Below are 12158 nucleotides of genomic sequence, written 5' to 3' on the forward strand. Positions count from 1 at the left end.
TCCGGCGGCCGGGTGCCCGGTGGGCCGTGGCGGGCGGCTACGCCTCCAGGTGGCCGGTGTCGTTCCAGCGCTCGATCGCGGGGGCGCCGTACGCCCAGCCGAGGCACGACAGGCTGGTCGGGTCCAGACGGATGCTCGCGGCGAACGAGATGTCCTCGCCGAGCCAGCGCGCGGCGATCGTCCGCAGGATGTGGCCGTGCGCGAAGACCAGCGCGTCACGGTCGGCCGAGCGGGCCCACTCCACGACCTCGTCGGCGCGGGCGCTCATCGCCGCCAGGGTCTCGCCCTCCGGGACGCCGTCGCGCCAGATGAGCCAGCCCGGGCGGACCGCCTGGATCTCGGCGGGCGTCATGCCCTCGTACGCGCCGTAGTCCCACTCCATGAGCGCGCCCCACTCCTGGGCGCGGCCGCCGAAGCCGGCCAGCTCGGCGGTCTCACGCGCGCGTGAGAGCGGGCTGGTGCGGATCTCGTAGCCCTCCAGGCCCGCCCAGCGGGCGCGGTGCAGCCGTTCGCCCAGCAGCTTGGCTCCGCGCCGGCCCTCGTCGAGCAGCGGGATGTCCGTCCTGCCGGTATGCCTGCCGAGCAGCGACCACTCGGTCTGACCGTGCCGGGCGAGCAGGATGCGCGGTGCCATGGGGCGTACTCCTGGGGGTTCACGCGAGAGATGCACACGACGGCGGGTGCAGCGACGTACCCGTCCATCATCGCGCACGCGGCCCCGAGCCTCCGAAGGGGGCGACCCGCGTGACCGGGCCCCGATTGTCAGTGGCGGATGCGAGACTTCCGCGGTGAGCGATTCCCTGGGCAGCGGACCGCGTCCTCCGGCTCCGCGAACTCCGCAGACCGCACCGCAGACGACACTACGGCGGCGGCTGGCCGAGCTGCGCGGCCCCGCCGCCGTGCCGCATCCGCTCGATGCCCGCGCGCTGGCGGCGCTGGCCGCGAACCCCGGCTGCCGGCGCCGTGCTCTGCTGGACGGTGCCGGGGTCGACAAGACGGCGCTGGCCTCCGCGCTGGGCGCGCCGTCCGGGTTCGGCCAGTCGCAGTTCGCGTTCATGCGGGGCAACGCCTTCGAGGCGAAGGCGAAGGCCGACGGGGGCGCCGAGCTGCTTCGGCTGCTGGGCGTGGCCGAGCCCGGCGAGGTGCGCACCCCGGACCTCGCGGCGGCCGGGCCTGAGGGGCGCGCGGCGCGCACGGCCCTGGCGCTGCGGGAGGCCACGGCGGCCGGGGTGTGGTCGCTGCTCGACCATCCGATGCTGGCGCTGGAGGTGGCCGGGTCGCCCGCGTATCTGGAGCCGGACGCGGTGGTGGTGCGCCCGGACGGGCGGTGGACGGTGGCCGAGATCAAGTCGTTCCCGATGATCGACGGCTCGGCGGACGCCGCCAAGGTGGGCGCCGCCGCGCGCCAGGCGGCGGTGTACGTGCTGGCGCTGGAGCGGGTCGCGGCGCTCACGGACGGCGCGGAGGTCGGGCACTCGGTGCTGCTGGTCTGCCCGAAGGACTTCTCGAACCAGCCCACGGGCTCGGTCGTCGACGTACGGAAGCAGCTGGCGGTCACCCGTCGGCAGCTGGCCCGGCTGACCCGCGTCGAGGACATCGCGGCGGCCGTCCCGGAGGGCGTCACGTTCGATGTGGCGGCATGCTCGCCGGAGCAGCTGACCGCCGCCGTGGAGGCCGTGCCGCACGCGTACGCGCCGGAGTGCCTCGCCGCCTGCGAGCTGGCCTTCCACTGCCGCGACCGTGCCCGCGAGACCGGCGCGGTCGAGATGCTGGGACGATCGGTGCGCGGTGAACTGGGCGGCCTGACCACCGTCGGGGACGTCCTCGCGGCGGCCCGCGGCGATGGGGGCGACCCGGACGATCCGGCGGTGGCGGCGCTCCGACGCGCGGCGGCACTGCGCGCGGAGGCGGTCGCCGACGCCGGGGCGGGGGTGGGCGCATGTCGTTGATCTCCACGCTGGCGCGGCTCGAAGCCGTCGAGGCGGGGCGGGCGCGGCCTCTGGCGACCGTGCGGCACCGGCATGTGGCGGAGGGGCCGCTGGTCCTTGTCCCGCTGACGACGGCGGGTGAGGCGGGGGCGCCGCTCGGCGCACTGGTCGGTACGGACCCGGAGGAGCCGAGGCTCCTCGTCGTACCGCAGCCGCGCGACCGTGACCTGCGGTTCGCGTTCCTCGCCGACCTGGCGGAGGCGGTGCTGCCGTACATCGACGGGTACGCGGACGTGGTGGAGCCGGCCGAGCGATCCGAGACCGGCCCGGCGACCGGCAAGAAGATGAAGGTCGCGGTGGAGCTGTGCGCGGACGCGCCGCAGCTGGTCGTACCGAGCCGGGCCGGCGTCGAGTACGTACGGCTCCTCGGGCGGTCGACGCGGTTCCGGCGCACGGCCGAGCAGGACCCGGAGACGCCGTTCCCGGCGCCTCCGCGCGTGCCGCTGCTCGGCCGGTGGCTGACGCACTACTCGGAGCGGGCCCGGGTGCCCGGATCGTCGCTGCTGGTCGCGGCGACGGACCTGCTGAACCGGCACTGGGCGACGGGGCAGTCGTCGCTGGAGGACCAGCACCTCGGCGCGCTGCTGGCGTGGATCGACCCGCCCGAGGGCGAGGCGGGTGCCTCGGCGGCGCTCCGCGCGGAGCTGGGCCGGGACCGGGACGGGCAGTTGCTCTGCCCGCCGGCCGGTCCGGCGACCGACCCGGCGTTCGACAACCGGCTGCTGGCACCCGCGATCGAGCGGTACGACCGGGCCCGGCAGGCGCTGGGCGCGGCGGAGGACGGTGCGGCTGCCGACGAGCGGCTCGGCGAACTGCACCGCGCGGAGCGGGAGATCCGCCGCCTGATCCTGACCCAGCTGCTCCCCACGTGGCACGCGGTGTGGCGGGCGCTGGAGCTCGTACGGGAGTTGCCGCCCGGGGAACGGGTCGCGGACCGCTGGACGCGGGACCGCTGGTCGTTCACCGGGCACCGGGACCGGGTGCGGGCGGGTGAGCCGCCGCAGCCGCGCCGGGACGACGCGGTGACGGCCGCTCAGAAGCTGGCCGCGCGGGAGAGCGCCCAGGCCCAGCTGGAGGCGCAGGAGGCGCTGGACGACCCGCTGGTGATGGCGGGTCGGCGGCTCGCGGGCGAGGCGTTCGCCGGGGAGGTGGTGGACGTGACGATGACGTGGACGGAGTCGAAGCGCCCGTCGCCGCGCCCGCTGGTGACGGTGCGGACGGACGACGCGGCGCATCTGGGCGTGGGGGCGTCCCCGGCCGAAGGCTTGGGGAGGGTCAAGGCGTACCGGTCGCTGGAAGGACGGCCGCAGAGCGCGGAGTTCGTACGGTACGAGGACGGGGGCCGCGCGGTGGTGCTGCGCGTCCTGGACCGGATGGGCCGGTCGAGGGAGCCCGCTGAGGGTTCGGTGCCGCGGAAGGGCGACCGGATCGTGTGGACCCTGTTCGAGCACGACCAGCGGGTGGGGCCGAAGCTGCCGGACCCGGAGGAGACGCCGTGGACGCACGGCGGCCCGCCGCGCCAGGACGCGGCCGAGGCCCCCGACCACGTGACCCCGGAGGACGTTCTGTGACCCGCGAGGTGTTCGACCCGTCGTCGGCGGCGGCCGAGGCGACCCGCAAGATCCTGAAGGACACGCTCGACGGGGAGGCGCGGGGCGTGGTCGTGGACTCGCCGCCGGGCGCGGGCAAGTCGACGCTCGTCGTGCGTGCCGCGCTCGAACTGGCCGCCGCGGGCCGCCCCCTGATGGTGGTCGCCCAGACGAACGCGCAGGTCGACGACCTGGTGCTACGGCTCGCGGAGAAGGAGCCGGAACTGCCCGTGGGCCGCCTGCACGCGAGCGACACGGACTCGTACGACAAGGCGCTGGACGCCCTGGACAATGTCAGCACGTCGACGAAGGCGGCGGACCTGGCGGCCCTGCCGGTGGTCATCTCCACGGCGGCGAAGTGGGGCCATGTGAAGGGCGTCGAGCCGTGGCGGCACGCGATCGTGGACGAGGCGTACCAGATGCGGTCGGACGCGCTGCTGGCGGTGGCGGGGCTGTTCGAGCGGGCGCTGTTCGTGGGCGATCCCGGCCAGCTCGACCCGTTCTCCGTGGTGGGCGCCGACCAGTGGGCGGGCCTGTCGTACGACCCGTCGGCGAGCGCGGTGTCGACGCTGCTGGCGCACAACCCCGAGCTGCCGCAGCACCGGCTGCCGGTGTCGTGGCGGCTCCCGGCGTCGGCGGCGCCGCTGGTGTCGGACGCGTTCTACCCGTACACGCCGTTCCGCTCGGGCACGGGCCCGGGGGACCGCCGGCTGACCTTCGGCGTGCCCGGCGACGCGTCGGCCCCGGACCGGGTCCTGGACGAGGCGGCGGAGTCGGGCTGGGGCCTGCTGGAGCTCCCCGCCCGGCACACGCCCCGCACGGACCCCGAGGCGGTGCGCGCGTGTGCCCTGGTGGTCCGCCGCCTCCTGGACCGGGGGGCGGCCACGCTGAGCGAACGCTCCGAGCACCCCGCGCCGGTCACCCCCGACCGCGTCGCCGTGGGCACCGCGCACCGCGACCAGGCGGCCGCCGTCCGCAGGGCCCTGGCGGACCTGGGCGTCGCGGGGGTCAGCGTCGACACGGCCAACCGCCTCCAGGGCCGCGAGTACGACGTGACGGTCGTCCTCCACCCCCTGTCGGGCCGCCCGGACGCCACCGCCTTCCACCTGGAGACCGGCCGCCTCTGCGTCCTGGCCTCCCGCCACCGCCACGCCTGCGTCGTCATCTGCCGCGAGGGCGTCACCGACCTGCTGGACGAACACCCCTCGACCGAGCCGGTCCAGCTCGGCGTCACGGTCAAATTCCCCGACGGGTGGGAGGCGAACCACGCGGTCCTGTCCCACTTGTCGGAACACCGCGTCCGCCACCGCCCGTGAAGCAGAACAGCCGGACGCAGTCCGGCGCGCCGCCGCAGGCGGCAAAAAAACACAGCCCCGACGGGTGGGAGGCGAACCACGCGGTCCTGTCCCACTTGTCGGAACACCGCGTCCGCCACCGCCCGTGACACGGTCCTGCCCCACCTGGCAGAACACCGCGTACACCACCGCCCGTAAGCGGCCGGAACACGCTGCGTAGCCGCCCACGGGCCCCCGGCCGGGCCGGGGAGAGTGCGGTCTTGCGGGAGGCGGGACAATGGTCGTTGGCCGTCGGGAACCGACGGGCGGCCGCACGGCAGCGGGATGGGAGTCACCAATGGCGGAAACCGAGCGGAGCGAGCAGCAGCGGCGACTCAGGCCCGCGCCTCTGCTCTTCGAGCCTGCGCAGGCGGCCGCCGATCCGGAACACTTCTTCGACCTGGAGTCCATCGAGGACCCCCGAGAGCTGCTCGCCCGGTCCACGGAGCTGACGCTGGCCTTCCGCGCGGCGACCGACCGGGCCCTGGAGTACCAGGCGATCGCAGCCGCGCAGCTCGCCGATCCGCGCCGGTTCGACCGGCTGACCACCGCCGACATCGCCGAGCGCGCCGAGTGGACCGAGGACTACGCGAAGAAGATGGTCGAGTTCGGCCGCGACCTCCTCAGGGGCGTCGGCCGGAGCGGCGACGACTGACGCGCTGCCCGGCCCGAGCAGGCGGTGTGTACCGCACGCACCGGCGGACCGCGCAGGCGGCATATGCCGAGGGCGAAAGATACCTGCCTCACTCCCCATCTGTCTCCGTTTCCCGGAACTCAACGGGATCACCTCGTCACAGCCGGTAAACCGGAGTCATGAGTACCTGGCTGCGAGACGAGACCCCCCTGAGCCCCGCCCACGGCGACATCGACGAACGCCGCGCCGATCTCTTCCGGCGGCTCCGGGTCGACGGTCCGCCGCACCACACCACGCAGGTCACCGCCGACGGTGCCGACTGGATGGTGTCCGCCTCCTCGTACCCGGTCTCCACGCTCGCCCTCTGGGAGGCACGCCCCACCACGCCCGCCGTACTCCCCTGCGGCACGGTCTTCGACATCGTGAACGTCCCCGCGATCTTCGGGCGCCGACTCCTCGACCGACTCTGGGGCGAGGGCCCCGGGTCCGGGCCCGTCGCCGCCCACAACGGCCGGATGCTCCTGTTCACCGCCCCCGGCACCAGCCAGCGGCTGCCCGCCCTCCTGGACTGGGAGGAGTGGGGCGACGCCGTGCCGCGCATGCTCTGCCACGGTCTCGGTGACGCGGTCACCGTCCCGCCCCTCGCCGCCGGGGCGTCCGACGGTCCGCGCTGGGTGGTGGCCCCCGACACCCGCTCCCCCTGGCTCCCCGGGCCCGAGGTGATTCTCTGGGCCTGCGCACGAGTGGCGCGCGCCACATCGGCCGGGGACGTGCGGATATCGATTTCTCCTGACGCGGATCAGGGTGCTACTGTCTACGACGTCAGCAGGCGCCGCTAGCTCAGTTGGTTAGAGCAGCTGACTCTTAATCAGCGGGTCCGGGGTTCGAGTCCCTGGCGGCGCACAGACGGAGGAAAGCCCCTCGCGGAAGCGGGGGGCTTTCTTCGTTCCCCAGAACCGGCCAGGGCGCTACGGCGTGATCTTCAGGGTCCAGGAGCCCCCGCGCGTCCTGTGCGCGACCTCCACCTTCGTCCCCTCCCCCGGCACCGTGAACGACTCCCCCTCGCCCAGCGGCGCGTCCGCCAGCGGCGGGTACACCGAGCGGTCCCGGCATGCCTCCGTGAGCGGGTGGGTGTCCACCACCTCGACCGGTCCCGCACCCGACTCCGCCTCGCCCCGCACCCGATAGATCAGCACGCCCTCCGTGCAGGTGCCCCGGTCGTTGCCGGCCGCGCGGCGCGCCTCGAAGGCCAGCACGCTGTTCCGGCCGGTCCGCACCACGGCCAGCCGGGTGCCCGGCACGGCGGCGAGGCCGTACGCCTGCCCGGCCTCGCCGGCCAGGGGCAGCAGGGTCAGCCGCTGCGGCGCCCGTACGCACCGCACTTGATGGTCGCCCAGCCAGCCCAGCTTCCACTTGTGCCAGCCGAAGGGCTCCGGGGCCATGGCGAACTGGCTTCCCATGACGTCCCAGTCGCCGACGTGCGTGTCCCAGTCGCCCTTGCCGTCCACGGGCCGGTTGTACAGGTCCGGCAGGTCGAAGACATGGCCCGTCTCGTGGGCCAGGACGTTCCGGTCCGGCGGGCGCCGCTCGAACAGGGTCACCACGCGCGGGATGTCCGTACCGTCGGCGCGCAGCGGCGTCCGCAGGTTCACCACCTTCGTCGCGTCCGCGTCGACACCGGGTGCGTCCGGGTCGGCGACCATGTAGACGATGTCGTACCGCGAGAAGTCCACGACCGGGTCCGCCACGGCGAGCGCGTCCCGCAGGTAGGCGGCGCGGCGGTCCGGCGCCCAGTCGCGCCGTATGGCGTACGTGGTGGAGGTGCGCGGCATCCGCAGCCAGCCGTGCCGGACATGGGCGCGGAGCGAGAACCTGCCGTACGAGGCGCGCGCGAAGAAGTCGCTGGTTCCCGGGAAGTAGTCAGCGGCGATCTCGTCCGTCCGGGCCACCGGCACCGAGTCCGGGAAGGACAGGAAGAGCATCACCGCGTCGAGCCCGCGCTCGGGCCGCGGGTAGGCCGTGTTCCAGGCGTCCAGGCCCAGCGAGTGGTGGGCATTCGTGCGCGGCAGGGCGCACGGCCCGACGGACGGGGCGGCCGCCGCGGGGCCCGCGGCGAGGCCGGTCGCGGCGATCGCGGCGAGGGAGAACAGGCCTGCGGCCGTGGAGCGCAGACTCGGGCGGTGCACTCCCTCGGGTGGCTGCGCGCGTGTCGGCTGACCCTCCACGTCGACCTCCGGAGGCGAGATACAGGACGTCTCCCCACCTTGTGACGATTTGTTGGCGTACGTCCTGTTCCACTGCACCACTCGGGTGAGCAGCGACACACCCGGGTCACATGTGTCACTTCACCGACAGTCACAAACGGTCAGACCAGGACCGACCCCCGCCATACCCGCGCAGAAACGATCGGCCGGGCCGGGCGGTCGGCCCCCCGGTTCTCCACAGCCCGGCGGAGGCGCTGGAACGGCCCCACAGCAGCCTCTATGATCGGCACACTTTCCTTGGCTGACCTCGCCCGACCACATCTGTACGTCACAACTGCCCTGCGGGAGCGAGCGGTGAGCGGAACTCCAGAAGGACCGGGAAACACGGCGGTCGTACAGCCCTGCACCACCCCTCCATTGATCACGGAGCGTGACAGCGGGGCGGCGATCGAGCGCCACCCGCCACGCGCGTGGTACGGGACGCGGTCCGACCTGCCGCCACGCCCCGGCCTCACCCCCGCCGGCGAGCTGCGCGACATCCACGCCGCGTTCAACGCCGCGCACCTCGCCATGGCCGTCGTCGACGCCGACGGCCTCGTCGTCAGCGCGAACGACACCCTCGCAGCGCTCCTCGGCACGGACCCGGCATCGCTGCGCGAGCAGGCCGCCGCCGACCTCGTCGATCTGGCCGCCGACCGCCGCACCTGGCACGCCTACCGCGAGGTACTGCGCGGCCACCGCTCCCGGTTCCGCTGCACACGCCGCCTGAAGCACCCCGACGGGCGCTCCCTGTGGGCCGAGGTCACCGTCGCGCCCGTGCCCCTGAGCCGTAACGTCCTGCTGTCCGTCGCCGACGTGAGCGACCGCCGCGAGCTCCAGGCCCGGCTGCGCCACCTCCAGATGCACGACCCGGTGACCCGGCTGCCCAACCGCGCCCTGTTCTTCGAGCGCCTCACCTCCGCGCTGGAGAACTCCTCGTACGACGACGGGGGCATCGGCCGGATCGGCCTCTGCTACCTGGACCTGGACGGCTTCAAGGCCGTCAACGACACCCTCGGGCACCGCGTCGGCGACCGGCTGCTCGCCGCCGTCGCCACCCGGCTCACCGAGTGCGCCGACAGCGACGAGCACGCGCGCGGGGGCGGCCATCTCGTGGCCAGGCTCGGCGGCGACGAGTTCGCGATCCTCGTCGAGGACTCGACGGGTACGGAGCAGCTCGCCGATCTGGCCAGGTCCGTACTGGCCGCCGTGCAGCGGCCGTTCGACCTCGCGGGGCAGCGGCTGTCCGTCTCCGCCTCCATCGGCGTCGTCGAACGGCTCGCGGACGGCACGACCGTCAACGGGCTGATGCAGGCCGCAGACACCACGCTGTACTGGGCCAAGGCCGACGGCAAGGCCCGCTGGACGCTCTTCGACCCGGAGCGCAACGCCCACCGCATGACGCGGCAGGCCCTCTCCTCGACGCTCCGGCCGGCCGTGGAGCGCGGCGAGTTCACGCTGGACTACCAGCCGCTGGTGGGCATGGCGGACGGGACGGTGCGGGGGGTGGAGGCGCTGGTCCGCTGGGACCATCCCCAGTTCGGCTCGCTGGCGCCGAATCGGTTCATCGGAATCGCGGAAGAGGACGGCTCCATCGTGCAGTTGGGCCGCTGGGTGCTGCGCACCGCCTGTCGGCAGGCCCGGCAGTGGCACATCGACCATCCGCACGAGCGGCCGCTGTTCGTCAGCGTCAATGTCGCCGTACGGCAGGTGTGGGACTCCGACCTGGTCGCGGACGTCGCCGAGATCCTCGCCGAGACCGGACTGGCCCCGCGGCTCCTCCAGTTGGAGCTGACCGAGTCGGCGGTGATGGGCTCGGCGGGCCGCCCCCTCCAGGCGCTCCAGGCGCTCAGCGACATGGGCGTCCAGATCGCCATCGACGACTTCGGCACGGGGTACTCGAACCTGGCCTATCTGAGCCGGCTCCCGGTGTCCGTGCTGAAGCTGGACGGATCGTTCGTGCGGGGCTTCCAGGACGAGGCGCACCCGAACCCGGCCGACGAGGTGATCGTCGAGGCGATGGTGGACCTCGCGCACCGGCTTGGCCTGACGGTCACCGCGGAGTGCGTGGAGACCGCCGGGCAGGCCGCGCGGCTGCGGCGGATCGGCTGTGACACCGGGCAGGGGTGGCTGTACTCGCGGGCGGTGGCGCCGAAGCGGATCGCCGAGATGATCCAGGTCGGCGCGAAGGTGGCCTGAAAGGCCTGAAGGCGCCGGGGCTCACGCCCCCGGCCGGGGCGGTGCAGCCCGACGGCGGGTCCGACGGAGTCGGCGTGGGCGTCGGAGTCGGGGGCGTGGGCGTCGGGTCCCTGGGCGTCGTCAGAAGCCCGCCGACAGAGCGAAGAACCGCTCGCCACCACCGGTGACGAGCGGTTCAAGACTGCCTTAGGAACCTTCGGCGCCGCTTCCCGAGGAAGAACCAGCCGTCGCCATCCCGTACGCGTCCGCGATCAGTTCGTACGAGCGCAGCCGCGCCTCGGATCCGTGTACGTTCGCCGTGATCATCAGCTCGTCGGCGCCCGTCCGCTTCCACAGGTCGTCCAGGCCCGCCCGCACCTCGTCCGGGGTGCCGTGGACGACGTCGGCGAGCCAGCCGTCCACGAAGTCCCGCTCGACGGGGCCGAACGGGTACGCCGCGGCCTCCTCCGGTGTCGGGATCAGCCCGGGGCGGCCGGCGCGCAGCCGCACCATCGACAGCGCGCCCGTCAGCGCCTGGCGCCGTGCCTCGCGCGCGTCGTCCGCGGCCAGCGCGGAGACGCCGATCAGGGCGTACGGGGCGTCGAGCAGCGCCGACGGGCGGAAGGAGGCACGGTACAGGTCGAGCGCCGGGATGGTGTTGCGGGCCGAGAAGTGGTGGGCGAAGGCGAACGGCAGGCCCAGCGCGCCGGCCAGCCGGGCGCTGAAACCGGAGGAGCCGAGCAGCCACACCGGCGGGCGCCCCACGGGGCCCTGCACCGGCCCGGGGACGGCGTGGATACGGGCGTACGGGTGCCCGTCGGGGAAGTCGTCGTCCAGGAACCGGACCAGCTCGGCCAGCTGCTGCGGGAATTCGTCGGCGCCCTCCGCCGGGCTGTCGGTGCGGCGCAGCGCGGCGGCCGTGCGCCCGTCCGTGCCGGGGGCGCGGCCGAGGCCCAGGTCGATACGGCCCGGGGCCATGGCCTCCAGGGTGCCGAACTGCTCGGCGACGACGAGGGGCGCGTGGTTCGGCAGCATGACGCCGCCCGAGCCGAGCCGGATGCGGGTGGTGTGGGCGGCGAGATGGGCGAGGATCACGGCCGGGGACGAGGAGGCGACGCCGGGCATGGAGTGGTGTTCGGCGACCCAGTGGCGGTGGTAGCCGCGGCGCTCGGCGAGCCGGGCGAGCTCCACGCTGGTGGACAGGGACCGGGTGGCGGTGGAGCCGCCGCCGACGGTGACCAGGTCCAGTACGGACAGGGGCACGGGCGCGGTCCCGCTCGCCGTGCCGCGTATCGCGGAGTCGTCCTCGGCCGCGGCGCGTGTCGGCGACCCGCCGGTCGCCGTTCCTCGCATCGCCTCGTCGTCGCTCACCGGTGGGCCCTCCCGCACATGACGTCAGTACGCCGGACCCAACAGGAGGGACCGTCCGGTTATTCCCGCACCTCCCCCGGCTCACCCGTGTCTCCCGGCTCCCACACCTCCCGCGGCTCCGTCCGGGCGAACAGCCTGCCCAGCTCCTCCGCCCACGCCCCGCGCCGCTCGGCGAGCCGCAGCCCCTCCCACACCGTGACCTGAGTCCCGGTCAGCACCGGCTTGCCGACCGCCGCCTCCGCCTCCATCAGGTCCGCGACCGTCGCCAGGGCCGTGTCCGGGACGAGCACCGCCTCCGCGCGCGTGTCGTCCGCGACCCGTACCAGCTCCGGCAGCGGCAGCGCCTGGAACGCCCGCCGCGGTCCCAGCACCTCGATCCCCGCCGCCTCCAGGAAGCGGGAGAACCCCTCCGTGATGTCCTCCGGATACGTGCCGGCCACCGCCACCCGCGTGGCGCCCACAGCCCGTACCGCGTGCGCGAAGCCGATGGACGTACTGGACGCCGGGAGCCCGGCCGCCAGCGCCAGGGAACGGGCCTGCTCGTGCGCCGCCTCCCAGCCCTGCACGAACGACGCCCCGGCCGACGCCCACACCACCGCCTCCGCCCCGGCCAGCCGCAGTTGCTCCGCCCCGGCCGCGAGCCGCTCCGGGGCCTCGCCGGGGCCCGCGTACGCGACGGAATCGACCCGGATGTCGCTGTCGAGCAGGGTCTCGATGCGGCGGTAGTCGTCCTCCGCGTGGCTCTCCGGGCGGAGAAGTCCGACGGTGGTCATGGCCAGCCTCCTGTCCTCAAGGCGCCGATTACGCATAACCCCGCAGCG

General features: G+C 74.1%; 10 protein-coding genes and 1 tRNA gene. 7 read left to right on the forward strand and 4 right to left on the reverse strand.

Features of this window, described 5'->3' with window-relative positions; translation table 11 throughout:
* Window positions 1-37 precede the first annotated feature (37 nt).
* A complete protein-coding gene (locus tag FVS66_RS31830; protein WP_149184721.1) occupies window positions 38-634 on the reverse strand; it encodes a histidine phosphatase family protein in 597 nt (198 codons plus the stop codon).
* Between the two features lie 154 nt (window positions 635-788).
* On the opposite strand from FVS66_RS31830, the gene FVS66_RS31835 reads away from it, so the two are divergent.
* The 6 genes from FVS66_RS31835 to FVS66_RS31860 all read left to right on the forward strand — a co-directional run bounded on the left by FVS66_RS31835 (window position 789) and on the right by FVS66_RS31860 (window position 6448).
* A complete protein-coding gene (locus FVS66_RS31835; protein ID WP_149184722.1) occupies window positions 789-1949 on the forward strand; it encodes a hypothetical protein in 1161 nt (386 codons plus the stop codon).
* Window positions 1940-3559: a hypothetical protein gene (locus FVS66_RS31840; RefSeq protein WP_149184723.1), complete on the forward strand. Its 1620-nt coding sequence runs from the start codon at window positions 1940-1942 to the stop codon at window positions 3557-3559. Before FVS66_RS31835 ends, FVS66_RS31840 begins: the two co-directional genes overlap by 10 nt.
* Window positions 3556-4893: an AAA domain-containing protein gene (locus FVS66_RS31845; protein WP_149184724.1), complete on the forward strand. Its 1338-nt coding sequence runs from the start codon at window positions 3556-3558 to the stop codon at window positions 4891-4893. Before FVS66_RS31840 ends, FVS66_RS31845 begins: the two co-directional genes overlap by 4 nt.
* 316 nt (window positions 4894-5209) lie before the next feature.
* A complete protein-coding gene (locus FVS66_RS31850) occupies window positions 5210-5566 on the forward strand; it encodes a hypothetical protein (RefSeq protein ID WP_149184725.1) in 357 nt (118 codons plus the stop codon).
* 158 nt (window positions 5567-5724) lie between these two features.
* Complete coding sequence (locus FVS66_RS31855) at window positions 5725-6384, forward strand: bifunctional DNA primase/polymerase (protein ID WP_149184726.1); 660 nt, start codon at window positions 5725-5727, stop codon at window positions 6382-6384.
* A tRNA-Lys gene (locus tag FVS66_RS31860) sits at window positions 6375-6448 on the forward strand. Before FVS66_RS31855 ends, FVS66_RS31860 begins: the two co-directional genes overlap by 10 nt.
* Before the next feature lie 65 nt (window positions 6449-6513).
* On the opposite strand, the gene FVS66_RS31865 is transcribed toward FVS66_RS31860, so the two are convergent.
* Complete coding sequence (locus FVS66_RS31865; RefSeq protein WP_149184727.1) at window positions 6514-7770, reverse strand: M6 family metalloprotease domain-containing protein; 1257 nt, start codon at window positions 7768-7770, stop codon at window positions 6514-6516.
* Between the two features lie 333 nt (window positions 7771-8103).
* Here FVS66_RS31865 and FVS66_RS31870 point away from each other — a divergent pair, with 333 nt between their 5' ends.
* A complete protein-coding gene (locus FVS66_RS31870) occupies window positions 8104-9987 on the forward strand; it encodes an EAL domain-containing protein (protein WP_187645788.1) in 1884 nt (627 codons plus the stop codon).
* 186 nt (window positions 9988-10173) lie between these two features.
* On the opposite strand, the gene FVS66_RS31875 is transcribed toward FVS66_RS31870, so the two are convergent.
* On the reverse strand, window positions 10174-11319 hold the full coding sequence (locus FVS66_RS31875; protein ID WP_149184803.1) for an LLM class flavin-dependent oxidoreductase: 1146 nt from the start codon (window positions 11317-11319) through the stop codon (window positions 10174-10176).
* 77 nt (window positions 11320-11396) lie between these two features.
* The gene (locus FVS66_RS31880) at window positions 11397-12110 is read right to left on the reverse strand and encodes a decarboxylase (RefSeq protein WP_149184729.1); all 714 of its coding nucleotides are present in this window, start codon (window positions 12108-12110) and stop codon (window positions 11397-11399) included.
* Between the last annotated feature and the right edge of the window lie 48 nt (window positions 12111-12158).

The organism is Streptomyces sp. TRM49041 (genome assembly GCF_008271805.1).
Classification (GTDB): Bacteria; Actinomycetota; Actinomycetes; order Streptomycetales; family Streptomycetaceae; genus Streptomyces.